The 24,008-nt window shown below is 70.0% G+C and carries 25 protein-coding genes; 15 read left to right on the forward strand and 10 right to left on the reverse strand.

The window, feature by feature from the left end:
* Positions 1 to 64: 64 nt before the first annotated feature.
* A complete protein-coding gene (locus ACIBH1_RS36000) occupies positions 65 to 571 on the reverse strand; it encodes a CGNR zinc finger domain-containing protein (RefSeq protein WP_397318487.1) in 507 nt (168 codons plus the stop codon).
* Between the two features lie 96 nt (positions 572 to 667).
* Between ACIBH1_RS36000 and ACIBH1_RS36005 the strand changes: the two genes are divergently transcribed.
* Both ACIBH1_RS36005 and ACIBH1_RS36010 read left to right on the forward strand, forming a co-directional pair.
* Positions 668 to 1,519, forward strand: a complete 852-nt coding sequence (locus tag ACIBH1_RS36005; protein WP_397318488.1) for an alpha/beta fold hydrolase — start codon at positions 668 to 670, stop codon at positions 1,517 to 1,519.
* The gene (locus ACIBH1_RS36010; protein ID WP_397318489.1) at positions 1,516 to 2,013 is read left to right on the forward strand and encodes an HPP family protein; all 498 of its coding nucleotides are present in this window, start codon (positions 1,516 to 1,518) and stop codon (positions 2,011 to 2,013) included. The genes ACIBH1_RS36005 and ACIBH1_RS36010 overlap by 4 nt, the downstream gene beginning before the upstream one ends.
* Positions 2,014 to 2,030: 17 nt before the next feature.
* Here the strand turns inward: ACIBH1_RS36010 and ACIBH1_RS36015 are convergent, their stop codons facing one another.
* The 3 genes from ACIBH1_RS36015 to ACIBH1_RS36025 are packed head-to-tail and all read right to left on the reverse strand — an operon-like array spanning position 2,031 to position 4,340.
* Positions 2,031 to 2,939: an aminoglycoside phosphotransferase family protein gene (locus tag ACIBH1_RS36015; protein ID WP_397318490.1), complete on the reverse strand. Its 909-nt coding sequence runs from the start codon at positions 2,937 to 2,939 to the stop codon at positions 2,031 to 2,033.
* Positions 2,939 to 3,817, reverse strand: coding sequence for a 1,4-dihydroxy-2-naphthoyl-CoA synthase (locus ACIBH1_RS36020; protein ID WP_397318491.1), 879 nt, complete (start codon positions 3,815 to 3,817; stop codon positions 2,939 to 2,941). Before ACIBH1_RS36020 ends, ACIBH1_RS36015 begins: the two co-directional genes overlap by 1 nt.
* A 10-nt stretch (positions 3,818 to 3,827) precedes the next feature.
* Complete coding sequence (locus tag ACIBH1_RS36025; protein ID WP_397318492.1) at positions 3,828 to 4,340, reverse strand: PadR family transcriptional regulator; 513 nt, start codon at positions 4,338 to 4,340, stop codon at positions 3,828 to 3,830.
* A 72-nt stretch (positions 4,341 to 4,412) separates the two neighbouring features.
* On the opposite strand from ACIBH1_RS36025, the gene ACIBH1_RS36030 reads away from it, so the two are divergent.
* Entirely contained in the window at positions 4,413 to 5,684 is a 1,272-nt protein-coding gene (locus ACIBH1_RS36030) for a carotenoid oxygenase family protein (protein ID WP_397318493.1), read from the forward strand.
* Between the two features lie 3 nt (positions 5,685 to 5,687).
* On the opposite strand, the gene ACIBH1_RS36035 is transcribed toward ACIBH1_RS36030, so the two are convergent.
* Positions 5,688 to 6,023: a helix-turn-helix transcriptional regulator gene (locus ACIBH1_RS36035; RefSeq protein ID WP_181610704.1), complete on the reverse strand. Its 336-nt coding sequence runs from the start codon at positions 6,021 to 6,023 to the stop codon at positions 5,688 to 5,690.
* A gap of 85 nt (positions 6,024 to 6,108) precedes the next feature.
* Between ACIBH1_RS36035 and ACIBH1_RS36040 the strand changes: the two genes are divergently transcribed.
* Positions 6,109 to 6,279: a DUF3073 domain-containing protein gene (locus tag ACIBH1_RS36040; RefSeq protein ID WP_181610705.1), complete on the forward strand. Its 171-nt coding sequence runs from the start codon at positions 6,109 to 6,111 to the stop codon at positions 6,277 to 6,279.
* Positions 6,280 to 6,429: 150 nt separating this feature from the next.
* Positions 6,430 to 8,196 carry a thiamine pyrophosphate-dependent enzyme gene (locus tag ACIBH1_RS36045; protein WP_397318494.1) on the forward strand — a complete coding sequence of 589 codons (1,767 nt, stop codon included), beginning with the start codon at positions 6,430 to 6,432 and terminating at the stop codon, positions 8,194 to 8,196.
* On the opposite strand, the gene ACIBH1_RS36050 is transcribed toward ACIBH1_RS36045, so the two are convergent.
* Genes ACIBH1_RS36050 through ACIBH1_RS36060 form a run of 3 tightly spaced genes read right to left on the reverse strand, consistent with a single transcriptional unit; the run spans position 8,187 to position 10,194 of the window.
* On the reverse strand, positions 8,187 to 8,693 hold the full coding sequence (locus tag ACIBH1_RS36050) for a DUF1269 domain-containing protein (protein WP_397318495.1): 507 nt from the start codon (positions 8,691 to 8,693) through the stop codon (positions 8,187 to 8,189). The genes ACIBH1_RS36045 and ACIBH1_RS36050 overlap by 10 nt on opposite strands.
* A 36-nt stretch (positions 8,694 to 8,729) precedes the next feature.
* Positions 8,730 to 9,128, reverse strand: coding sequence for a hypothetical protein (locus ACIBH1_RS36055; RefSeq protein ID WP_397318496.1), 399 nt, complete (start codon positions 9,126 to 9,128; stop codon positions 8,730 to 8,732).
* A gap of 40 nt (positions 9,129 to 9,168) precedes the next feature.
* Positions 9,169 to 10,194: an AI-2E family transporter gene (locus tag ACIBH1_RS36060; RefSeq protein ID WP_397318497.1), complete on the reverse strand. Its 1,026-nt coding sequence runs from the start codon at positions 10,192 to 10,194 to the stop codon at positions 9,169 to 9,171.
* Positions 10,195 to 10,278: 84 nt separating this feature from the next.
* On the opposite strand from ACIBH1_RS36060, the gene ACIBH1_RS36065 reads away from it, so the two are divergent.
* The 7 genes from ACIBH1_RS36065 (at position 10,279) to ACIBH1_RS36095 (ending at position 18,017) form a co-directional block, all read left to right on the forward strand.
* Positions 10,279 to 10,452 carry a hypothetical protein gene (locus tag ACIBH1_RS36065; protein ID WP_397318498.1) on the forward strand — a complete coding sequence of 58 codons (174 nt, stop codon included), beginning with the start codon at positions 10,279 to 10,281 and terminating at the stop codon, positions 10,450 to 10,452.
* A 151-nt stretch (positions 10,453 to 10,603) separates the two neighbouring features.
* A complete protein-coding gene (locus tag ACIBH1_RS36070; RefSeq protein WP_181610711.1) occupies positions 10,604 to 10,930 on the forward strand; it encodes a helix-turn-helix transcriptional regulator in 327 nt (108 codons plus the stop codon).
* Positions 10,927 to 11,778: an SRPBCC domain-containing protein gene (locus ACIBH1_RS36075; protein ID WP_397318499.1), complete on the forward strand. Its 852-nt coding sequence runs from the start codon at positions 10,927 to 10,929 to the stop codon at positions 11,776 to 11,778. Before ACIBH1_RS36070 ends, ACIBH1_RS36075 begins: the two co-directional genes overlap by 4 nt.
* A gap of 20 nt (positions 11,779 to 11,798) precedes the next feature.
* A complete protein-coding gene (locus ACIBH1_RS36080; protein WP_397318500.1) occupies positions 11,799 to 13,169 on the forward strand; it encodes a TrkH family potassium uptake protein in 1,371 nt (456 codons plus the stop codon).
* A complete protein-coding gene (locus ACIBH1_RS36085) occupies positions 13,162 to 13,824 on the forward strand; it encodes a potassium channel family protein (RefSeq protein WP_397318501.1) in 663 nt (220 codons plus the stop codon). The genes ACIBH1_RS36080 and ACIBH1_RS36085 overlap by 8 nt, the downstream gene beginning before the upstream one ends.
* A 9-nt stretch (positions 13,825 to 13,833) precedes the next feature.
* Positions 13,834 to 15,675 (forward strand): propionyl-CoA synthetase, encoded by a 1,842-nt coding sequence (locus ACIBH1_RS36090; protein ID WP_397318502.1) that lies wholly within the window; start codon positions 13,834 to 13,836, stop codon positions 15,673 to 15,675.
* Positions 15,672 to 18,017 (forward strand): LuxR C-terminal-related transcriptional regulator, encoded by a 2,346-nt coding sequence (locus ACIBH1_RS36095; protein ID WP_397318503.1) that lies wholly within the window; start codon positions 15,672 to 15,674, stop codon positions 18,015 to 18,017. Before ACIBH1_RS36090 ends, ACIBH1_RS36095 begins: the two co-directional genes overlap by 4 nt.
* On the opposite strand, the gene ACIBH1_RS36100 is transcribed toward ACIBH1_RS36095, so the two are convergent.
* Positions 18,014 to 18,538, reverse strand: a complete 525-nt coding sequence (locus tag ACIBH1_RS36100) for an LURP-one-related/scramblase family protein (RefSeq protein WP_397318504.1) — start codon at positions 18,536 to 18,538, stop codon at positions 18,014 to 18,016. The two genes, ACIBH1_RS36095 and ACIBH1_RS36100, sit on opposite strands and share 4 nt — an antisense overlap.
* 72 nt (positions 18,539 to 18,610) lie before the next feature.
* Between ACIBH1_RS36100 and ACIBH1_RS36105 the strand changes: the two genes are divergently transcribed.
* Genes ACIBH1_RS36105 through ACIBH1_RS36115 form a run of 3 tightly spaced genes read left to right on the forward strand, consistent with a single transcriptional unit; the run spans position 18,611 to position 22,813 of the window.
* Entirely contained in the window at positions 18,611 to 19,546 is a 936-nt protein-coding gene (locus ACIBH1_RS36105; protein ID WP_397318505.1) for a S8 family peptidase, read from the forward strand.
* Positions 19,543 to 20,799 (forward strand): ion channel protein, encoded by a 1,257-nt coding sequence (locus tag ACIBH1_RS36110; protein ID WP_397318506.1) that lies wholly within the window; start codon positions 19,543 to 19,545, stop codon positions 20,797 to 20,799. Before ACIBH1_RS36105 ends, ACIBH1_RS36110 begins: the two co-directional genes overlap by 4 nt.
* A gap of 10 nt (positions 20,800 to 20,809) precedes the next feature.
* Positions 20,810 to 22,813 carry a polysaccharide lyase 8 family protein gene (locus ACIBH1_RS36115; protein WP_397318508.1) on the forward strand — a complete coding sequence of 668 codons (2,004 nt, stop codon included), beginning with the start codon at positions 20,810 to 20,812 and terminating at the stop codon, positions 22,811 to 22,813.
* On the opposite strand, the gene ACIBH1_RS36120 is transcribed toward ACIBH1_RS36115, so the two are convergent.
* Complete coding sequence (locus ACIBH1_RS36120; protein WP_397318509.1) at positions 22,810 to 23,970, reverse strand: AI-2E family transporter; 1,161 nt, start codon at positions 23,968 to 23,970, stop codon at positions 22,810 to 22,812. The two genes, ACIBH1_RS36115 and ACIBH1_RS36120, sit on opposite strands and share 4 nt — an antisense overlap.
* Between the last annotated feature and the right edge of the window lie 38 nt (positions 23,971 to 24,008).

Genomic DNA, 24,008 nt, shown 5'->3' on the forward strand with positions numbered 1-24,008 from the left:
ACGCACCTGTCGGGGGCTTTTGCTACTTACCCGCGGCTCAGCTCGGTCAATCACAGCGATGATCTCAAGAATGTCGCCGGTTGTAGCGGTTGACCTTGGCGCGATTGCCACATGTCTCCATCGAGCACCACCGGCGCCGCCCGTTCTTGCTGACGTCGTCGAACCACAACACGCATTCGGGGTTGGCGCACTTGCGCACCCGCTCTCCCCGCTCGCCGACCAGACGCGCCAGGCCGGCCGCCGCGATCCAGGCCGCCCGCCAGGCCGGATCGTCCACGATGACCTCCTCGGTCACCACGCCCGCCCTGAGCAGCGGGCGCCTGGAGCCGTGTCGCAGGATCGAGTTGAGTGAATCCTCGTCGCCTGCAAGCGCCTTCCGCATCGCCGTACGGCTCTCGACCAGCCGCTCGCGCGCCCGCTCCAGGTCGTCGTCGGCCGGGAGGCCGTGCTCGTCGAGCCAGGCCCGCACGTTGCGCAGGTCGTCGAAGTGGTCGACGCGGGCTCCCTGCCAGTTCCACCACGTGTTCACCAGGTCCAGGGGGAGCGGCTCTCCGATCAGTGGTCTGCTCATGCCTCTCATTCTAACCTTCTAAATGGTGTTGACAGGTTAACCGGAGATCACTACAGTCCTCATTAACCACTGAAACTGCTTTAGAAGGTTAACGACATGGAACACCGCTTCGCCAAGATCGACGGGCTTGAGATCTTCTACCGCGAGGCCGGAGACCCCTCCGCGCCCACATTGCTCCTGCTGCACGGCTTCCCGACCTCGTCGATCGCCTACCGCACGCTGATCGACGAGCTCGCCGGCGACTTCCATCTGGTCGCGCCCGACTACCCCGGCTTCGGGCACAGCTCGGCGCCCTCGGTGGAGGAGTGGGACTACACCTTCGATCACCTGACCGACGTGGTGGACAAGCTCGTCGACACCCTTGGGCTCACCCGCTACGCGATCTACGTGCACGACTACGGCGCGCCCGTCGGCTTCCGCCTGGCCCTGCGCCACCCCGAGCGAGTGACCGGCATCATCACGCAGAACGGCAACGCCTACGACGAGGGGCTCACCCCGTTCTGGGACCCGATCCGCGCCTACTGGGCCGACCCGACTCAGGGCGAGCCGCTGCGCGGGCTGCTCACCAGGGACGCCACCCAGTGGCAGTACACCCACGGCGTCCCCGACCCGGACCGCGTCGACCCCTCGCTCGCCCTGCACGACCAGGCGCTCCTCGACCGGCCGGGCAACCAGGAGGTCCAGCTCAAGCTCTTCCTCGACTACGGCACCAACCCGCCGCTCTACCCGCTCTGGCAGGAGTACCTGCGCACCCACCGGCCGCCGCTGCTGGCCGCCTGGGGTGAGGGCGACGAGATCTTCGGGCCCGACGGCGCCAGGGCCTTCACCCGCGACCTGCCCGACGCCGCCGTCCACCTGCTCGACGCAGGACACTTCCCGCTCACCACGCGCCTGGCCGAGAGCGCCGCCCTGATCCGCGACTTCCTGCACGGCCTGGAGGAACGATGAACACCAAGGTCTCCGCGCAGCCCGGGGCCGCGGTGAACGTCCGCGCCGTGGCGGCCACGACCGGTGCGGCCCTGGCGGGCCTGCTGCTCCTGGCCGCCATCACCGCCACCACGGGTCTGGAGCTGTTCGCGCTGCCCTTCGCCGCCAGCGCGGCGATCGTGGCGGTGGCTCCCCAGGCCCCCTTCGCCCAGCCGAGGAGCATCCTCGTCGGGCAGCTGAGCGCCACCGCGCTGGCCCTGGTGATCACCGCGGTCATGGGTCCGTCGGTCTGGGCCGCGGCCGTGGCGGCGGGCCTGTCGATCGCCCCGATGATGCTGGCCAGGGCGCCGCACCCGCCGGCGGCGGCCACCGCGGCGCTGATCGGCCTGACCGATCCAGACCCGCTCTTCATCCTCAACCCGGTGCTCCCGGCGAGCGTGGTCGTGATCGCGGGCGGGGTGGTGCTCGGCAAGGTGATGCGCGGTGCCCACCGCTACCCGGCCTCCTGGCGCTGAGCGCCCCGCAACCCCGCCTACTGGCGCTGAGCCAGCACCCGCACGATGGCGAGCCCCTCCTCACCGGGAGTGGGCTCGCCGTCTTCGATGTCCCACAACGTGTTCTGAAGCACCCGGCCGAGGGTCCAGCCCGCGGCCCTGGCCCGGTCGAGCCCCACGAGCGAGGTCATCAGGTCGAACCGCTTGAGCGCCTCGTCCGGCCCCTCGTACCGATTGGTCAGAGCGGGCAACAACTCGAAGCCGGGATCGCCCGCCAGCGGCTTGGGATCGATCGCCAGCCACGGCTCGCGTGAGGCGGCGAGCACGTTGTCGAAGTGCAGGTCCCAGTGGAGCAGCCGGTCGCCCGGCTCGTCGATCAGCTCTCGTACGGCTCCCGCGCACCGGTCGAGCAGCCACCTGGTCTCGGGGTCGACCTGGCCGATGACCCGGTCGGTCTCCTCCAGCATGGCGCCGGCGATGTCGGCCAGGCGGCGCAGCCCCTCGGGCGCCTGGTGGGCGACGAGCCGGGCGAGCAGGGTGCTCAGGATCTCGAGCGCCTCGTAGACGTCGGGGTGGTGCTCCAGGGACCGGTCGCCTTCGAGGGCTTCGAGCAGCAGCGCGTTGGCCTCGAAGCGCGCGCCCGACGGCACGGTCGCGGTCTTGAGCAGACGCACGATCCCGTCGCCGTCCCAGGCGCTGAGGCCGGGGGCCTCGGTGACGCCCTCGTCGGTGGCCGGCTGCAGCTTGAGCATGGCCCGCGTGCCGTCGGCCTGGAGGACCGGGACGACCAGGGAGACCACGCCGTGCATGGGCTCGCCGTCGAGGCGCAGGTCCCACGCGGAGACGAACTCGGTGACGAGCCGTGGCAGCGCGGCGGTCCAGTCGGGCCCGGACTCGTGGGCGTACTTGAGGTGGTACTCCGCGAGCCGGGGCGGGACGACGATCATCAGAAGTGCCAGGGGTAGGGCGACCAGTCGGGCTCGCGCTTCTGCAGGAAGGAGTCGCGTCCCTCGGCCGCCTCGTCGGTCATGTAGGCCAGGCGGGTCGCCTCGCCGGCGAACACCTGCTGTCCGACGAGCCCGTCGTCGATGAGGTTGAAGGCGAACTTCAGCATGCGCTGGGCGGTGGGCGACTTGGCGTTGATCTTGCCTGCCCATTCCAGCGCGACCTTCTCCAGGTCGGCGTGGTCGACCACGGCGTTGACCATGCCCATGCGGTGGGCGTCGTCCGCGGAGTAGGTGTCGCCGAGGAAGAAGATCTCGCGGGCGAACTTCTGCCCGACCTGGCGGGCGAGGTAGGCCGAGCCGAAGCCGCCGTCGAAGGAGGCCACGTCGGCGTCGGTCTGCTTGAACTGCGCGTGCTCGCGCGAGGCCAGCGTCAGGTCGGCGACGACGTGCAGCGAGTGGCCGCCGCCCGCCGCCCAGCCCGGCACCACGCAGATGACGACCTTGCCCATGAACCGGATGAGCCGCTGCACCTCGAGGATGTGCAGGCGGCCGGTGGAGGCGGAGCCGTCGGCGTACTGGTAGCCGTCCTTGCCGCGGATGCGCTGGTCGCCGCCGGAGCAGAAGGCCCAGCCTCCGTCCTTCGGCGAGGGACCGTTGCCGGTCAGCAGCACGACGCCGACGTCGGTCTGCTGGCGCGCGTGGTCGAAGGCGCGATACAGCTCGTCGACGGTCTGGGGGCGGAAGGCGTTGCGCACCTCGGGCCGGTTGAAGGCGATGCGCACGGTCCCCTGGTCGACCGCCCGGTGGTAGGTGATGTCGGTGAAATCGAAGCCCTCGACGTCGGTCCAGGCCTTGGGGTCGAACAGCTCGGAAACCATGCGGAAGAGCCTAACGGATCTGCTCCTCGGCCCACTGGGCCCACTCCACCTGGGTTCTGTGCAGGCGAAGGCCGTACTCAAGCGCGAGCCTGCCGTAGACCGACAGGTTCTCCGTGCCCGACTCGACGAACTCCTGGATGCCCTCCAGCTCCTCGAGCCCCTTGGCCGCGACCTCGCCCAGGTGGCGCAGGTAGGAGCGGGCCGCCGGGCCGGTGATCTGGCCGAGGAAGAACACCCGCAGCAGCATGTCGCTGCGATGCACCTGCTGGGGCGGCACCTCGGTCATCCAGTGGCGCAGCTCCGCGAGTCCCGACTCGGTGATGCCGTACTCCTTGCGCCCGCGCGCGCCCTCGGCGACGACTTCGATCAGCCCGGAGCCGGCGAGCTTGTTCAGCTCGGTGTAGAGCTGGCTCTGCGTGGCCGGCCACACGTTGGCGAGGGAGATCTCGAAGCTCTTGAGGAGGTCGTAGCCGCTCGCGGGGCCTTCTGCCAGCAGCCCGAGCAGTCCGTGTCGGAGACTCATATTCCTATATTGACACATCGTCGGAGGACGTTCTAGTTTTGACATGTCTACATAGGAAGGTTGGTTCGTGTCGTGAACGCATACCTGGAAGGCCACCTCGCTCCCGTCCCCGACGAGATCAGCGCCGTCGACCTGACCGTCGAGGGCACGCTCCCCGAAGAGCTCTCGGGCCGCTACTTCCGCAACGGCCCCAACCCCCGGCCCGGTGAGGATCCGGGGCACTGGTTCACCGGCCACGGCATGATCCACGGCGTCCGCATCCGCGACGGCCGCGCCGAGTGGTACCGCAACCGCTGGGTCAGGACGAACCTGTTCACCGACGGCGCCGCCTTCCTCACCGACAAGGGCTTCGACCGGAGCGCCGTGCAGGCCAACACCCACGTCATCCACCACGCCGACAAGATCCTCGCCCTGGTCGAGGTCGGCCTGCCGTACGAGTTGGACCGCGAGCTGAACACGGTGGGCGCCTGCGACTTCGGCGGGCGCCTCACCACCAGCGGCATGACCGCCCACCCCAAGGAGCTCGACGGGGAGCTGCACTTCTTCGGGTACGGCTTCGGGCCGCCGTACCTGACCTACCACCGCCTTGACGCCAAGGGCGAGCTCGTGGAGAGCCGGGTCATCGACGTGCCGGGGCCGACGATGATGCACGACTTCGCGGTCACCGAGAACTACGTGATCTGGCTCGACCTGCCGGTCGTCTTCGACTTCGACAAAATCGGCAGGACCATGCCGTACAGCTGGAACGACTCCTACGGCGCGCGCCTGGGCGTCATGAAGCGCACCGGCGAGGTCACCTGGTTCGACGTCGACCCCTGCTACGTCTTCCACGTGGGCAACGCCCGCGAGGACGCCTCGGGGCGCGTCGTGCTCGACGGCGTGCGCTACACGCCCGAGTCGTTCAACAGCACCTGGGAGCAGATCGGCGGCGAGCGCAACCCGGCCGCGCACCTGGTCGGCGCGTCGCTCCACCGCTGGACCCTCGACCTGGCGACGGGCCGGGCCACCGAGCGGCAGCTCGACGACCGCGCCGTCGAGTTCCCGACCTTCAACGAGGACCGGCTGGGCCGCTCCAGCCGCTACCTGTACGCGGTCACCGAGGGAGAGGTCGTGAAGTACGACATCGAATCGGGCGCCAGCCTGGCCGCGCCGGTCGGCGGGCACGCCGGAGAGGCCGTGTTCGTGCCCGCGTTCGACGCGCGTGCCGAGGACGACGGCTGGCTGATGTCGATCGTCGACGACCGCCTGCTGGTGCAGGAGGCCGCGGGGTTGGAGACCGTCGCGACCGTACGGCTGCCGCGCAGGGTGCCGGCCGGTTTCCACGGCTCCTGGATCGCCGATTAACGATTAACTTCGGGCTTCCGCCCGCAACTCCGCCAACAGCTCTTCCTGGTCCACCAACATGTCGGTGAGTATCCGGCGCGCGTCCGTCAGGAGGTGGGCCACGTCTGGACTGGACAGGGCGTAGACGACGCTCCCGGCTTCACGGCTTGCGCTGACGATTCCCGCGCGGCGCAGGACGGCCAGTTGCTGGGAGAGGCTCGACGCCTCGATCTCGATCTCCGCCAGGAGATCCCGGACCGGCAGTGGCCCCTTCTGCAAGAGCTCCAGGACCTGAATCCGGGCTGGATGCCCGAGAGTCCTGAAGAAATCTGCCTTGGCCTGGTACAGCGGAACGGGCATGACGACAGTGTAATATAGCGACTTGCATAATTCTTCAAGTCGTAACGGCGTTGGCTAGGATGACGGACGGGACGAGGGAGTAGCCATGGGCCGAGGAAGAGCGAAGGCGAAGCAGACGAAGGTCGCTCGTGAGCTGAAGTATGCCCACCACGATCTCGACGTGGAGAGGCTGACCAAGGAGCTGGGAGGGTCTTCGTCGCGCGACGACATCCCCCCGGCCTCCTCGCACGAGCCGGAGTCCGAGCCCGCCCACTGACGACGGGGACAGCGGGGTCCGTACGACTCCGCTGGACGTCGGTAAAGCCGTAGGTCTGGGCCAGTTCCGCCACCCTGGCGGTCACTGGCCACCTGCGGGTCCTCCAGCGGGGGAGTCATGGCCGCGGGCCATGCGGGTAGGGGCCTGCCCATGTCTGGTATCGCCGCGGAAGTACTGATCGAACGGCTCGCCGCATGGGGAGTCGACACCGTCTTCGGCCTGCCCGGCGACGGCATCAACGGCATCATGGAAGGCCTGCGCAGGCATGCCGACAAGGTGCGCTTCGTGCTGGTCCACCACGAGGAGGCGGCCGCCTTCATGGCCGCGGGCCACGCCAAGGCGACCGGCACGATCGGCGTCTGCCTGGCCACGTCGGGGCCCGGCGGCATCCACCTGCTCAACGGCCTCTACGACGCCAAGCTCGACCACGTCCCCGTGCTCGCCATCACCGGCATGCAGGAGACCGCCGTGCTGGGCACCGCCTACCAGCAGGAGGTGCGCCTCGACCGGCTCTTCGACGACGTGGCCGAGTACAACCAGGTCGTCACGAACCCGGTGCAGCTGCCCTCGCTGGTCGACATCGCCATCCGCACGGCCCTGGCCAGGCGCGGGGTGGCCCACCTGACGATCCCCAACGACGTGCAGGTGGCCGACGCCGACGCCGATCCCTGGCAGCACGTGGCTCCCGCGCGCCCGCCGCAGACCGCGCCGGTCTACCTGCCGGCGCCCGGCCTGCCGCGCCAGGAGGACCTGGTGCGGGCGGCCGAGGTGCTCAACGCCGCCGAGCGGCCCGCCCTGCTCGTGGGCGCCGGTGCGCTGCACGCGCGCGAGGAGGTCCTGGCCGTCGCGGAGCGGCTCAAGGCGCCGGTGATCAAGACGTTGCCCGGCAAGGCCGTGGTCCCCGACGACTCGCCGTACACCACCGGTGGGCTCGGGCTCCTGGGCACCCGGCCGAGCGAGGAGCTCGTCGACGAGGTCGACGTGCTGTTCATGATCGGCACGAACTTCCCCTACACCAAGCACCTGCCGGAGCCGGGCAAGACGAGGTTCGTGCAGCTGGAGGCCGATCCGGCGCGGGCGGGGACCCGGGTGCCGACCGACGTGCCCGTGGTGGGCGACGCCCGTGAAGGGCTGCGGGCGCTGCTGCCGCTGCTCGACGAGCGGTCCGACGAGTCGTTCCTGCGGAAGTACCGTGAGAAGAGCGACAAGTGGCGTGGCGAGATGCTCGCCCTGGCCGGGGCCGACCGCGACCCGATCGCACCCCAGTACGCGGTCTCGGTCCTCGACGATCTGGCCGCCGACGACGCGATCCTGACCTGCGACAGCGGCACGGTCGCCACCTGGGCGGCCAGGCACTGGACCATCCGCGACGGGCGCGAGTTCTACCTGTCGGGCAACCTGGCCTCGATGGCGCCCGGCCTGCCGTACGGCATCGCCATGCAGCTGGCCTTCCCGGGGCGGCAGGTCATCGCCTACGTGGGCGACGGCGGGTTCGCGATGCTGATGGCGGAGTTCCTCACCGCCGTGCGTCACCACCTGCCGGTCAAGGTCGTGGTGAACAACAACAACTCGCTCGGCATGATCCTGTGGGAGCAGATGGTGCTGGGTTATCCCGAGCACGGGGTGCGCTTCGCCGAGCCGTACGCCGACTTCGCCGCCTGGGCGACGGCCTGCGGAGGGTTCGGGGCCAAGGTCACCAAGTCGGGCGACCTGCGACCGGCCGTGGAGCGGGCGCTCGCCTTCGACGGGCCTGCGCTGGTGGACGTCGAGGTGGACCCGCACGAACCTCCGATGCCGGGCAAGGTCGAATACGACCAGGCCAAGAAGTTCGCGCAGGCCTTCCTCAAAGGACAGCCGCACCGGGCGGCGATCGCCACGACCCTGTTCAAGGACAGGATCAGGAAATTTCAGGACTGAACGTGGCTTCCCCGCGCGGCCTGGACCGCCTCGCGGAGCTGCTCCTCCTGCTCGTGGGAGAGCGAGGTCTGCATGATGTCGCCGCCGAACGGGGCGATCTGCGGGATGACCTTGTCCGGGGTGCTCCTGGCGATCAGCAGGAAGAGGGCCGCGGAACCCGGCTCCAGCCGGTCGGCGACCTCCTTCATGAACTTGTCGTCGACGCCGATGTCGGTCATCGCGCCGCCCGCCGCGCCGCCCGCCGCGCCCAGTGCCATGCCCAGCAGGGGCATCAGGAAGATGAGGCCGATGAGGCCGCCCCAGAGCGCGCCGCTGGCCGCTCCGAAGCCGACCGTGCTGGTCATCTGGTGGAGCTTGATCTTGCCGTCCTGCTTGCGCTCGACGACGGCGGCGTCCTCGAGCGTGATGAGCTGCTGCTTCTGCAGTTCGAGGAGTTTGTCGCGGACCGAGCTGGCGGTGGCGACGTCGGGGTAGGAAATGGCGATGAGATTGCTCATGTCCGGCCCTGTCCCCTCCTTCAGGTATCCGGAAAGTCAGTATTCCCTCATGGCTTCGGCTTCCTTGCCGTGCACGATGAGGGCGTAGAGCACGAGTACGTCGACCGCGATGACGACCAGCGACCACCACGGGTTGACCATGATCCAGGTGAGCTGCGTCAGCGCGTTGAGCATGACGAGGATGACCGCGATCAGCCTGGCCCAGCCCTTGCCGACGCTGACCGCGATGCCGGTGACCAGCAGCAGGACGCCGAGGATCAGGTGGACCCAGCCCCAGCCGGTCAGGTCGAAGAGCAGCAGGCCCTTCCTGGTGGTGACGTAGAGCTCGTCGTCGATGATCGCGTAGATGCCGGAAACCAGATTGAAGAGGCCGGCGAGGATGATCATCATGCCCGCGAACCAGATCCAACCAACCCAGCCGGTGACCTTTGCCATGCCCCGGAGTTACCCCCGGCAGGTTCAAGATGATCTCAGCTCAGTCTGAAGACTTCCCCGACACCAGGGGTGTCGCCCACCTGGTGGCCGGGTCGGAGTCCAGCAGGATCGCCCTGACGAACGCGCTCAGCGGCACCGCCAGGATCGCGCCTAGCGCCCCCAGCGCCCACGTCCACACCAGCAGCGACAGGATCGTGATCGTGACGGACAGCCCGGCGGACTCGCCCACGAACTTCGGCTGGATAACCGACTGGATGACGAAGTTCAGCACGCAGTAGATGACGATCACCCAGACCATCGTGGCGAAGCCCGAGTCCAGCAGGGCCAGCAGCGCGGGCGGCACCAGGCCGATGATGAAGCCGACGTTCGGGATGTAGTTGGTGATGAAGGCCAGCAGCCCCCACAGGAGCGGCAGCGGCACGCCCAGGATCCACAACGCCCACGTGTCGAACACCGCGACGATGAGCCCGAAGAGCGTGGAGACCAGCAGGTACTTGCAGGTCTGCTGGGCGAAGGTGGTCAGCGCCTCGACGACCTGGCTGCGGGAGGCGACCAGGCCGCGCAGCTGCTCGGCCAGCGCGGGGGCGTCCATGCACATGCCGTACAGCAGCAGGACGATGACCACCACGGCCGAGGCGGTGCCCAGCAGGCCGGAGAGGAACTCGCCCGCGGCCCGCACCAGCTGGCCGGGGTCGATGCTGCTGAACAGCTGGGTGGCCTGCGTGGAGGTGATGCCCACCTTCTCCAGGTATCCCTGCACCTCGGCGACGAGCTGCTGGAACTGGGCGGCGTACTGCGGGATCAGGGCGGAGAACCGGACGACCGACACGACGACCGCCGCGCCCAGGGCGCCCAGCACCAGCAGGACGACCAGCAGGGGCACCAGGATCACCACCCAGGCCGGCGCGCCCCGGTCGGCCAGGCGCTTCCTGAGGGGGCCGACCGCGATGACCAGGGTCAGGGACAGGAAGGCGGGACCGACGATGTCGCTCAGCGCCTGGACTCCTGCCAGCACGATCAGCGCGGCTGCGAGCCCGACCAGGATGCGAAGGCCGCGGGAGAGCATGGCGGCCACGGTATCCAGGGGAGTGTGTGACAAACGGTCAAAGACGCATAAACTACGCGCAACCTTTGGTCAAGAGGAGGCGCCATGCACAAGGTCGTCCACGTCCGCCCGGTCGACGACATGATCGGCCATGAGGAGTCGGCCTTCTGCGTGTGCGGCCCCGTGGGGAAGCAGGCTCCGTCCGATCTCGGGCTGATCTTCCAGCATCACGCGCTGCTTCCCTGCCACGAGTGGGAGGCCTCTGGCCAGGCGGAGTGAGGTCGAGCGGCTGCCACTCGCCCACGGCTCGCGCCGGTCGAGCGTGCGTGGCGCGTGCCGTACCGACCATCGGGTAGCCGTGCATCCATGCCGGGGTAACTGCCCGCTGCTTGACGGGGTCTGCGGCGGCCCTATATAAAACTCACTGGTTATGAAACTAGAAGGTTATGAATTGGACAGCGTCTTCGCCGCGCTGGCCGACCCCACCCGCCGGGCGATCCTGACCCGGCTCAAGGCGGGCGAGGCCACCGTGACGGAGCTCGCCGAGCCGTTCCAGATGAGCCAGCCGGCCATCTCCAAGCATCTCAAGGTGCTGGAGCGCGCCGGGCTGATCACCCGGGGCCGCGACGCCCAGCGGCGGCCCTGCCGGCTGCGCGCCGAGCCGCTGAAGGCGGCCACCGACTGGCTGGAGCGCTACCGGCAGGACTGGGAGGTGAGTTTCCGACGTCTGGACGGCCTGCTCGACGAACTGAAGTGACGACCCCGACCGACCGGTCGATCGTCATCACGCGAGCCTTCGACGCGCCCAGGGCACTCGTCTTCGACGCCTGGACCAAGCCCGACCTGCTCATGCGGTGGTACGGCGCCGACGGCTGGCGCCTGGTGGAGTGTGAGATCGACCTGCGGCCCGGTGGGCGCTGGCGCTACTACTCGATCGGCCCCGGCGGCCAGGGTATGGGCAGCAGCGGCGTCTACCGCGAGGTGGTGCCCGGCGAGCGCCTGGTCACGACCGAGGTCTTCGACGAGCAGTCGTACCCCGGCGAGGCGCTCAACACCATCGAGTTCACCGAGGACACGATGGTGACCATCACTCTCCGATACGACTCGCGGGCGATCCGCGACATCCAGCTGCGCTACCCGATGGAGCGCGGCATCACCCAAGCCTTCAGACGATTGGACCGCGTCCTCATGAACTGGACCCTCGAAGTGGTCGTCGTCCCGGTCTCCGACGTGGACCGGGCCAAGGAGTTCTACGCCGGCACGCTCGGCTTCAAGGTCGACCACGACACCGACACCGGCACCGGTACCCGGTTCGTGCAGCTCACGCCGCCCGGCTCCGGCTGCTCGATCGTCATCGGCCAGGGGACGGGCAACACCATGGCGCCGGGCTCGCTCCAGGGCCTGCAACTGGTGGTCAACGACCTCCATGCGGCGCGGGCCGAACTGGTGGGGCGCGGGATGGAGCTGGGGGAGGTCCAGGTCTTCGGCGCCGAGGGCCCGCGAGCCGCCCAGGAGGGCGACGACCTCAACAACGTCGGCTTCCTCTTCTTCAGCGACCCCGACGGCAACGGCTGGGCGATCCAGCAGATCACCTCGCGACCCTAGGGAGTACGATTCCGTCCGGTATGAATCCCCTGACCGGGCGGACTCGCTGGACCACGGCGATCCTGTCACGCTTCCATCACCCGACCCAGATCGTGGTGGTCGCCTTCGCGCTGGCCGTCGCCCTGGGCACGGTCCTGCTGCTCCAGCCGGTCGCCACCGAGGGGCCCCAGACCGCGACCTTCACCGACGCCCTGTTCACGGCCACCTCGGCGGTGACCGTGACCGGGCTGGCGACCGTCGACACCAGCGCCCACTGGTCCACCTTCGGTGAGGTGACCATCGCGGTCCTGGTGCAGATCGGCGGTCTGGGAATCATGACCGTCGCCACGCTGCTGGCGATCCTGGTCGGCGGCAAGATGGGGCTGCGCTTCCGGCTGCTGGCCCAGGCCGAGACGAGCATGCTCAGCCTGGCCGACGTGCGCAACATCGCGCGGAAGGTCGTGGTCTTCAGCCTGGTCGGCGAGGCCATCGTGGCGGCCGTGCTGGCCGGCCGATTCATGATCGGCTACGGCTACGCGTTCGGCGAGGCCGTCTACTACGGCGTCTTCCACTCGATCATGGCCTTCAACCACGCCGGATTCGCGTTGTGGCCCGACAGCCTCATGCAGTTCGTCAGCGATCCGTGGATCAACCTGTCGATCGCCGCCGCCGTCATCTTCAGCGGCCTGGGCTTCCCGGTCGTCTTCGAGCAGGTGCGCAACTGGCGTCACCCGAGCCGCTGGTCGATCATGACCAAGCTCACGATGTGGGTCTCGCTCGTCCTGCTGGTGCTGGGGACGCTGCTGTTCCTGCTCACCGAGTGGCGCAACCCCGCCACCCTGGGGCCGCTCGACGACGGGCAGAAGTTGCTGGCCGCCTTCTTCGCCTCGGTCAACACCCGCTCGAGCGGCTTCAACGCGATCGACATCGCGCAGATGCACGAGTCGAGCTGGCTGGTCTCCGACCTGCTGATGTTCATCGGCGGCGGCAGCGCGAGCACCGCGGGCGGCATCAAGGTCACCACCTTCGGGATCCTGCTGTTCGTCATCCTGGCCGAGCTGCGCGGCGAGTCGCGCGTCAACATCGGCAACCGGCGCATCCCCGAGACCGTGCAGCGCCAGGCCCTCACGGTCGGGCTGCTCAGCGTCGCTCTCATCGCCGTCTCGACCTACGTGCTGCTGGTGATGACCGAGTTCACGCTCGACAAGATCCTTTTCGAGGCCATCTCGGCCTTCTCCACCACGGGCCTGTCCACGGGCATCCTCTACGAGATGCCGCCCGCCGGGCACGTCGTCCTGGTGGTCCTCATGTTCGTGGGCAGAATCGGACTGCTCACCTTCGGCTCTGCGCTCGCCCTGAAGGACCGCGGGCTGCGCTACGAACTACCCGAGGAGCGGATCATCGTTGGCTGACAAGAATCGCGACCCCGTCGTGGTCATCGGACTGGGCCGCTTCGGCACCGCGCTGGCGCTGGAGCTGACCAGGCGCGGCACGGAGGTCCTGGCCATCGACAACAGCCGCAAGACCGTGCAGCAGCTGTCGGGGCAGATCACCCACGTCGCCCAGGCCGACTCCACCGACATGGAGGCGCTGCGCCAGCTCGGCGTGCCCGACTTCTACCGCGCGGTGGTGGCCATCGGCACCGATCTGGAGGCCTCCATCCTGACCGCCGCCCTGCTGGCGGAGCTGGAGATCGAGGACATCTGGGCCAAGGCCATCAGCAAGCAGCACGGCCAGATCCTGAACCGCATCGGCGTGCACCACGTGGTCTTCCCCGAGCACGACATGGGCGAGCGCGTCGCGCACCTGGTCAGCGGGCGCATGCTCGACTACATGGAGGTCGAGGAGAACTTCGCGATGGCCAAGACGCGGCCGCCGAAGGAGTACGTCGGCGTGCCGCTGGGCCGCTCCAACCTGCGGCGCAAGCACGGCGTCACGATCGTCGCGGTCAAGAGCCCCGGCGTCGACTTCACCTACGCCACCGCCGACACCGAGCTGTCCTACGGCGACGTGATCATCGTGTCCGGCAGCGTCGAAGCTGTTGAACGTTTCGCCGAGCTGCCCTAAGAATCGAGCATGGCTCGATACGACGAGATCCACCGCCGCAGCCTCGACGACCCCGACGGCTTCTGGCGTGAGGCCGCGGAAGGCATCGACTGGCACACTCCCTTCGAGACGGTCTTCGACGGTTCGCGGTGGTTCGCCGGCGGTGAGCTCAACACCTGCCACAACGCGCTCGACCGGCACGACCCGGATCGGACCGCGCTGATCTACGTCAGTCCCGTGACGGGGACGGAGCGCGCCTACACCTACGGCGAGCTGCTCGACGAGACGGCCCGTACGGCGGGGCTGCTGCGTCAGCTCGGCGTGGGCAGGGGCGACACGGTCGTGATCTACATGCCGATGATCCCCGAGGCCGTGATCGCGATGCTGGCCTGCGCCCGCATCGGGGCGGTGCACTCGGTGGTCTTCGGCGGCTTCGCCGCGCCCGAGCTGGCCGCGCGCATCGACCACGCCCGGCCGAAGGTGGTCCTCAGCGCCTCGTGCGGCATCGAGCCGGGGCGGATCGTGGAGTACAAGCCGCTGCTGGACGCCGCGCTCGCCCAGGCCGGCCACCAGCCGTCCCGTTGCGTCATCGTGCAGCGCCCGCAGGCCGTGGCCGAGATGGGCGAGCGCGACCTCGACTGGGCGGAGCAGGTGGCCAAGGCGCCCTGGGCCGAGTGCGAGTGGGTGTCGGCCACCGACCCGCTCTACATCCTCTACACCTCGGGCACGACCGGTCTGCCCAAGGGCATCGTCCGCGACAACGGCGGGCACGCGGTGGCGTTGCACTGGTCGATGAAGAATATCTACGACATGTCGCCTGGCGAGGTCTTCTGGGCGGCCTCCGACGTCGGCTGGGTCGTCGGGCACTCCTACATCGTCTACGGCCCGCTGCTGGCCGGCTGCACCAGCGTGCTCTACGAGGGCAAGCCCGTAGGCACGCCCGACGCCGGCATGTTCTGGCGCGTGGCCGCCGACAACAACGTCAAGGCGCTGTTCACCGCGCCCACCGCGATCCGCGCGATCAAGAAGGAGGACCCCTCGGGCCGCCTGATGCAGGGGCACGGGCTGAAGTACCTCTTCCTCGCCGGGGAGCGCCTCGACCCCGACACCTACCACTGGGCGCGCGACCTGCTCGGCGTGCCCGTCATCGACCACTGGTGGCAGACCGAGACCGGCTGGCCCGTCGCCGCCAACTGCATGGGCATCGAGCCGCTGGCGACCAAGCCGGGCTCGCCCACGGTGCCCGTGCCCGGTTACGACGTGCGGGTCCTCGACGAGGACGGCGTCGAGTGCCCTCCCGGCGTCGACGGCAACATCGTCGTACGGCTGCCGCTGCCGCCCGGCTGCTCTCCCACCCTCTACCGCGACCACGCCCGCTACGAGCAGGCCTACCTGTCCCGCTTCCCCGGCCACTACCTCACCGGCGACGGCGGCCACCTCGACGACGACGGCTACCTGTTCGTCATGGGCCGCACCGACGACGTCATCAACGTCGCAGGTCATCGGCTGTCCACGGGTGCCATGGAGGAGGTCATCGCCACCCACCCCGACGTCGCCGAGTGCGCGGTCATCGGCGTCGCCGACGAGCTGAAGGGGCAGCTGCCCGCCGGGTTCGTCGTGCTCAAGAGCGGCGTGACCCGTTCCGCCGAGGAGATCTCCACCGACCTGGTCAGGCTCGTGCGCGAGCGCATCGGCCCGGTGGCGGCGTTCAAGCAGGTGAGCGTGGTGGCCAGGCTGCCCAAGACGCGGTCGGGCAAGATCCTTCGTTCCACGATGAGGGCGATCGCCGACGGCAAGGACTACCGGCCTCCCTCGACGATCGAGGATCCGGCCGCGCTCGACGAGATCGCCGAGGTCATCCGTCCCGCATGACGACACACTTCGACTCGATCGTCGCCGGCGCCAGGGAAGGGCGCAGCGCCGCCCTCGTCCTCAGGGGTGAGCGGGGAACCGGCGACTGTCCACAGCCTGTGGATATCTCCGTGTTGCGCTGCAGCGGCGTCGAGAGCGAGATGGAGCTGCCCTTCGCCGCGCTGCAACTGCTGCTCAGGCCGTTGACGAAGGACCTCGACCTGCTGCCCGAGCCGCAACGCGAGGCCATGAAGGCGGCGTTCGGGCTGGCCAGGGGAGCTGTGCCGGACCGGTTCCTGATCGGGCTGGCCACCCTGACCCTGCTGGCCGAGCACGGGCCGCTGCTGTGCCTGGTCGACGACGCGCAATGGCTGGACCGCGCCTCGACCGAGGCACTGGTCTTCGCGGCGCGGCGGCTCGACGCCGAGGGGGTGGTGCTGATCTTCGCGACCCGCTCGCTGGAGCGCGACCTGCTGTCGGTGCTGCCCGAGGTCCGCACCGACGAGGCGGGAGCGGATCCCGCTCGGCTGCGGGAGGGCTACGAGCGGCAGGTCGCGGGGCTGCCCGCGCCGACGCGGCGGGCGCTGCTGGCCCTGGCGGCCGAGGCCGACCTCGACGCCGTGCTCCGGGCGACCGGGCTGACGGCCGAGGCGCTGGCGCCCGCGGAACGGGCGGGACTGATCGAGGTGGGCGCCGCCCTGGCGGAGGACGGCAGGGGGCTGGCCTCGCCTCATCGAAGCGCCTATCGCAGCGTCGGCTTCCGTCACGCTCTCGTCAGGGCGGTCGCCTACGAGGGCGCGCCCTTCGCCGAGCGCGCCGCCGTCCACCTCGCGCTCGCCAAGACGGTCGACCCCGAGCGGCGGGCCTGGCATCTGGCGGCCGCCGCCACCGGCCCCGACGAATACGTGGCCGCGGAGCTCGAGAAGGCCGCGGGCCTCGCACGCGAGCAGGCCGGCTACGCGGAGGCGGGCGCCGCGCTCGAACGGGCGGCGCGGCTGTCCCCCGATCCAGGGGAGCGGGCCAGGCGCCTGGCGGGCGCGGCGGTGCTGGCGGCCGACTCGGGGCAGAGCGAGCGGGCGATGGCGCTGATCGAGCAGTCGGCGCGGCGCGGAGAGGTGAGCCCCGAGCTGGTGCGGCTGCGGGCGCGCATCGAGTTCGAGCACGGCTCGCCGCAGGAGGCCTGGCGGCTGCTGCTGGGCGCGGGCCCCGAGCTGGTGATCGAGGCGGCGAGGGTCGCCTGGCTGGTGGGCGACGTCGCCGGGCTGCGCGCCGCGCGGGAGCGGGTGAGCGGCGACGGACGCGAGCCCCTGCTGACCGGGGCGGTCGAGCTGCTGGCGGGAGACCCGGCACGCGGGCTGGAGCTGATCAGGGCCAACCACGCCGACGCCGGTGAGCGCGGGCTGCGGATCGGCGAGACCTCGCTGGCGCTGCTGGAGGGCGACTACCACCTGGCCAGGCAGGGACTGCTGGCGGTGGCGGCGGATCTGCGGGCACGCGGGGCCATCGGCTGGCTGCCGGGCGTGCTGGCGATCCTGGCCGAGACGGAGACGCTGCTGGGAGGCGACGCCCGGCCGTGGGCGAGCGAGGCGCTGCGCATGGCCGAGGACACCGGCCAGGTACGGCACGCGGCGCACGCCAGGGGGCTGCTGGCGTTCGACACGGCGATCAGGGGCGAGCACGTCACGGCGGACGGCGACTGGGCCGAGCGGGCCAGGGCGCTGCTCGACCTCGGCGACGGCCACTTCGACGCCGCGCTGGAACGGCTCGAAGCGCTCCAGCACCGCCCCTACGCGCTCCACTTCCTCCCCGACCAGATCGAGGCGGCCGTCAGGGCGGGACATCGTGACCGGGCGCCGCTCGGCCGGTTCGAGGCGTGGGCGCGGACGGCGAACCGGCCGTGGGCGCTCGCGGCCGCCCACCGGTGCAGGGCACTGCTGGCCGAGCAGCCCGAGGAGCACTTCGAGCAGGCCGTCCATTGTGCGGATCTGCCGTGGCAGCAGGCCAGGAGCCGGCTGGTCTACGGCGAGTGGCTGCGCAGGGAGCGGCGCAAGAACGAGGCGCGTGCGCAGTTGCGCGAGGCGTTGGAGTCGTTCGAGAAGGCGGGCGCCAGGCCCTGGGCCGACCACGCCAGGGCCGAGCTGCGGGCGGCGGGCGAGTCGGTGACGCCGGCCGCCGGAGACCTGCGGGCCGCGCTGACCCCGCAGGAGCTGCAGATCGTCAGGCTGGCGGCCACCGGCGCGACCAACAAGGAGATCGGGGCGCAGCTCTTCCTCAGCCCGAAGACCGTCGGGCACCACCTCTACCGGGCCTTCCCGAAGCTCGGGGTGTCGAACAGGACGGAGCTGGCGCGCCTGATGGGCTAACGCGTCTCGTGGCTCATCGCGTCGATGCAGACGCAGACCGCCAGGATGAGCGGGATGTCCGCGTCCTGCACGATCGAGATGCCGTAGGTGTCGCGCACCCGCATCCACCGCTTGGACACCTCGGCGAGCTCCACGTCGTCCCGCCAGATCTTGTACTCGTGGTCCAGGAAGTTGCCCCTGGCGAACATCTCGCCGCGTTCCCCGAGGTCGATGTCGAACCGGTCGCGGAAGCCGATCAGGTGCTTGTGCAGCGTCGCGACGGTCTCGTCGCCGCGCTCGATCACCATGGTGTCGCGCAGGCGCAGGACGCGGCCGGCGATCTTCAGCAGCTCGTTGCCCTGGGCGTCCTCCAGGACGAACGTCTTGCGGACGTGCAGCACCTTGCCGTCGACCTTGTAGACCTTCTGGCCCAGCCCGTTCTCGATCCAGAAGTCGTCGCCGAACGACACCATCTTCTGCTGCATCTGGAACATCGCCGTCGCGGGCGGAGCTTCGTCGTGCTTGTTGCGGAACAGACCCATGTCTGAGTCCTGCCCGGCCATGGTTCATATCAGGGGGTGCTCTTGACCTTCTTGGAGAAAAGAACCTCCAGTGTGAGGAAGACGTTCATCTGCGGCCTGGCACTCCTGATGACCGGATGCAGCTCGGCGGAGGTCGATCCGTTGCGTCCCCAGCAGTGGGGGGTCGACGCGCTCAAGCTCCCTTCGGCGTGGGAGCAGCAGAAGGGCGACGACGTGGTCATCGCCATCGTGGACACGGGGGTGGACACCGAGCACCCCGACCTCGAGGACAAGATCGTCGACGGGTACGACTTCGTCACCAACGACGACGACCCCAAGGACCAGAACGGCCACGGCACCCACGTGGCGGGCATCGCCGCGGCGGTCACCGACAACGGGGTCGGCATCGCGGGCGCCGCGCCCGGGGCGAAGATCATGCCGATCCGGGTGCTGAACACGGTCGGCTCCGGCGACCAGAACGTCATCGCCAAGGGCATCATCTGGGCCGCCGACCACGGCGCCAAAGTGATCAACCTGTCGCTCGGGGAGAGCGGGCTGCTCTCGCGCCTGCTCAAGGGCGGGGTGCTCAACCCGGCCATGCAGCACGCCTTCAGCAAGGGCGCCATCATCGTGGCCGCCGCCGGCAACGACGGCACGGCCAAGCAGAACTACCAGCCGCCCACCCAGGTCCTCGTTGTCGGGGCGAGCGACCGCCAGGGGCAGCCGGCGAGCTTCTCCAACTTCGGGGCGCAAGGGGCGGTCTGCGCGCCGGGCGTCAAGATCATCTCTACGCTGCCGACCTACGCCACTCCCGAGACGCTCAAGAACACCACCGGCTACGGAGTGCTCGACGGCACCTCGATGGCCTCGCCGTACGTCGCCGGGGTCGCCGCCCTGCTCATCGGCCAGGGCAAGACGCCCGCGCAGGCGATGGAGGCGATCAGGAGCACGGCGGTCAACCCGACCAAGGACCTGCGCCTCGGCCTGGGCAACGTCGATGCCAAGGCCGCGCTGGCCGCCGCCGGATGAGCGCACTGGTCGCGGGTCCGGCCCGCAGGCTGCTGCCCCTGGTCGTGCCCGCGCTCGTGGTCGGCGCGGCATGCAGCCTGATCCTCCTGGCGATCGACCTCGTCGCCGAGAAGCTGCAGGAAGTGTTGTGGGAAGGGCTGCCGGGCTCGCTCGGCGTGGAGCACGACACGTGGTGGTGGACGCTGCTGGTCCTGACGGTCGTCGGCGTGGCCGTCGGCCTGGTGATCTGGCTGATCCCGACAGGACCCGACCCGGCGACCGAGGGGCTGGTCGCCCCGCCCCTGCCGCCGCGGGTGGTGCCGGGCACGCTCCTGGCGGCGGTCCTGTGCCTGGCGGGCGGGGTGAGCCTGGGGCCCGAGAACCCGATCATCCTGGCCAACGTCGCGCTGGCCGTGGCGCTCGGCGCCCGGTTCCTCTCCGCCGTCCCGGCCCCGATGTGGGTGGGACTGGCGGTGGCGGGAACGGTCGGCGCGTTGTTCGGCACCCCCGTGGCCGCCGCCCTCCTGCTGTCGGAGGTGGCGATGGGGCCGAAGGACGTGCCGCTCTGGGACCGGCTCTTCGCCCCGCTCGTGGCCGCCGGCGCCGGGTCCGCGGTGACGGTGATCATCTCTCATCCGGTCTTCGCGCTGGACGTGCCCGACTACAGCCTGCACTGGGGCGACCTGATCATCGGTTCGTGCATCGCGGCCGTCGGCGCCCTGCTCGGCCTGGCGGCCGTCTACGCCTTCCCGCACTTCCACCGGATCTTCCGCCACGTCGGTCACCCCCTGGCCCGGCTGACACTCGGCGGACTGGTCCTCGGTGTCCTGGGCGCGATCGGCGGGCAGATCACCCTGTTCAAGGGGCTGGCCCAGATGAAGGAGCTGACCGCCGAGGCGGCCCTCTACACGGCGGCCGGGCTGCTGCTGATCGTCGTGGTGAAGGTGCTCGCGCTGCTCGTCTCGGCGACGTCGGGGTTCATCGGCGGGCGCATCTTCCCCGCGGTGTTCGTCGGCGCGGCCCTGGGCCTGCTGGCCCACTCGCTCTTCCCCGGCATCGCGCCCGCCCTGGCGATCGCCTCCGGCGTGCTCGGCGTCGTGCTGGCCATCACGCAGCAGGGCTGGATCAGCCTGTTCACCGCGGCGGCCATGATCGCCGACGCCGAGCTGCTGCCGGTGTTGTGCCTGGCCATCCTGCCCGCCTGGCTGCTGGTCACCGGCAAGCCGCCCATGCAGGTCGAGGAGGCGGAGGCGGGCACCGCGCGCGCCGGGTGATAATCCTGGCGTGATCTCGCGGCGGACTGCTCTGACGCTCGGCGCGGCGACGCTGGCCGGGCTGGCCGCCGGCGACGCGGTGCTGCCCGAGATCCGGCAGGCGGGTCCCCGGGTGACGGAGCACTTCGTGGCGCTGCGGCGGCGCTGGCGCGAGGTCACCGCCGTGCCGTACGGGATCGGGGTGGCGGCGCGGTACCGCGACAGCATGAGCCCGACGCGCGACGGGCTCTGGCCCGACCAGCCCTTCCCCTCCCACGTGCGGACGCCGGCCCGCCTGGTGACCATGGCCAGGGCGCACGCCCTGTCGGGCGAGCCGGGCCTGGCGGAGGCGGTGGCGGCCGGTGTCGAGCACTACCGCCGGCACGTCTACCACCGCGACGCCGACCAGGTCGGCAACTGGTGGCACTGGCAGATCGGGATGCCCAAGGCCCTGCTCGACGCCGCCACGCTGATCGGGCTCAGGGACGAGGCCCTGGCGGCGGCGGTCGACCGGTTCGTGCCCGCCAGACGGCTGCTCGTCTACAGCGGCAACAGCACCGCGGCCAACCGGGTGGACCTGTGCACGGTCATGCTCCTGCGCTCGCTGCTGACCGACGACCACCGCAGGGCGGAACTGGCCGCCTCGGCGCTCGCCCCGGTCTTCCGCCACGTCGACGAGGGCGACGGCTTCCACCGCGACGGCTCGTTCATCCAGCACACGACCATCCCGTACCAGGGCAGCTACGGCATCGTGCTCCTGTCGGGCCTGGCGACCCTCTTCGCGGTGCTCCAAGGCTCGATCTGGCAGGTCGACGACCCGATGGTCTACGAGGCGGTCGAGCGCACGTTCGCCCCGTTCGTGCACGACGGGTTCGTCATGGACCTGGTCCGCGGGCGCGCGGTGGACCGCCACCCCTTCGACGACCACCGCAAGGGCCAGGAACTGGCGAGCGCGATCCTGCTGCTGGGCCGTACGGCGGCGCCGGAGCAGCGGGAGCGGTGGCGCGGCATGGTCAAGGGCTGGCTGACCCGCAGCGCCGTGGAGCCGGAGGCGCGCTTCCGCCCGTTGCTGGAGGACCGTTCCGTCGAGGCGCTCGCCGAGCCGGTGGGGCACCGGCTGTTCCCGATGAGCGCGCGTGCCGTCCACCGGCGGCCCGGCTGGTGCGCGGCGCTCAGCATGGCCTCGCGCACGATCGGGCACTACGAGTACGGCAACGGCGAGAACCTCAAGGGCTGGCACACCGGGTCGGGCATGCTCTACTGGTGGGCCGACGGGCATGGCACGCAGTACTCCGACCGGACCGGGATGGACCCCTACCGGTTGCCAGGGACGACCGTCTCGACCGCGCGCCTGCCCGACGGGGCCGGGGGAGCGTGGGGTGACACGCGGGCGAAGTGGCGCTGGGTGGGCGGGGCGAGCGACGGCGTGCGCGCGACCGTCGGGCAGCACCTGAGCGGGCTGAAGAGCTCGCTGGAGGCGTTCAAGTCGTGGGTCTTCCTCGACGACGCGGTGATCTGCCTCGGGGCGGGGATCACCTGCGGCGACGGGGTCGCGGTCGAGACGATCGTCGACAACCGGCGGGCGTCGGGGCTGGTCGTGGGCGACGGCTGGGCGCACATCCCCGGGCACGGCGGCTATGCCGCCGCCTCCCTGAAGAGCCAGGAGTCAGGGGGATACGTGACCCTGTGGCTCGACCACGGCGTGGATCCCGAGAACGCGGGATACGTCTATGCCCTGCTTCCCGGAGCCTCGCCGGCCAGGACCCGGCTCACCGGATGGTTCACCGTCGTGGCCAACACCGGCGCGCAGCAGGGCGTGCACGTGCCCTCGCACGGGCTCACCGCGGTCAACTTCTGGCAGCCCGGCACCGTCGGCGACCTGTCGGCCTCGGCGCCCTGCGCGGTGCTGGTCACCGAGCGGGGGCTGAGCGTCTCCGACCCGCTCGACGAGGCCGAGGAGCTGATCGTCACCTGGCGGGGACGCCGGTTCGGCTTCTCCCGTCCGGGCGTGGAGACCACCACCGTGCTGCTCTAGTGCCGCTCCTGCCTCGGCAGGACCACCTCCTGCATGAGCAGCAGGATCGCCGCCGCCACGGGGATCGCCAGCAGCGCGCCGACCAGGCCCAGCAGCGCGCCGCCGACGAGCGCCGCCGCGACGGTGACGACCGCGGGCACCTGCACGTTGGCCTGCATCACGCGCGGTGCGATCCAGAAGTTCTCCACCTGCTGGTAGACGACGAAGAAGATCAGGCACGCGATGCCCACGGGCAGGCTGGTGAACAGGCCGACCAGGGTGACGATCGTCGCGCCGATGGCCGCGCCGACCAGCGGGATCAGGTCGGTGATCGCTACCAGCAACGCCAGCGCCAGCGCGTACGGCACGCCGGCGATGACCAGGAAGATGTAGGTCACCACACCCGCGATGAGCGAGACGATCAGGTTGCCGGCCACGTAGCCGCCGATGCGCTTGATCACCTCGTCGCCGAGCAGCTGCACCCGGTCGCGGCGCGAGCGCGGCACCAGGCGGTAGGTCCACGTCATGATCGAGGGCAGCGAGGCCAGGAAGTACAACGTCAGGATCAGCACGGTGAGCGCGGTGAACACGGCGTTGATGACCGTGGTCGCCACGCCCAGCAGGCCGCCGAACACCTGGCTGCCCATGCCGCCGCTGGTGATGTACTGCTGCAGCCGCTCGATCAGCTGGAACCGCTCGTCGAGCCCCCGGACGGTGGGGTTGTTCTGCAACTGCTGGAGGTAGTCGGGCAGCTTGGCGAAGAAGTCGCCCATCTGGGTGGTCAGCGGGGGCACGATCGCCAGGCCGAACAGCACGAAGAAGACGATCACGGCGATGAACACCACCGTGACCGACCACGTGCGGGACAGGCCGCGCCGTTCCAGCATCTCCACGCCGGGGTTGAGCCCGACCGCCAGGAAGAGGCTGACCACGATGATGATCAGCGCCGAGGCGACGGAGTTCAGGGCCTGCAGCAGGATCCAGGCGGTCAGCACGCCCAGCGCGGCGGTGAAGCCGAAGACGAAGGGATGCGAGCCGAACGAGCGGCCCGGGCGGCCGAAGGGCTGGAGGTCGGCGGTGTCCCGGTCCCGGCGCGGCCGGTCGAGAGCGGCGGTATCGGTAGAGCGCGTCGAATCCGCGCTTTCTTGATCTTTAACGTGAGGGGGGTGGTTTTCCACGAGCCCGCCACTACCCTGCACACCACGCGATAGACCAG

The organism is Nonomuraea sp. NPDC050663 (assembly GCF_044456985.1).
In the GTDB taxonomy this organism is placed as follows: domain Bacteria; phylum Actinomycetota; class Actinomycetes; order Streptosporangiales; family Streptosporangiaceae; genus Nonomuraea.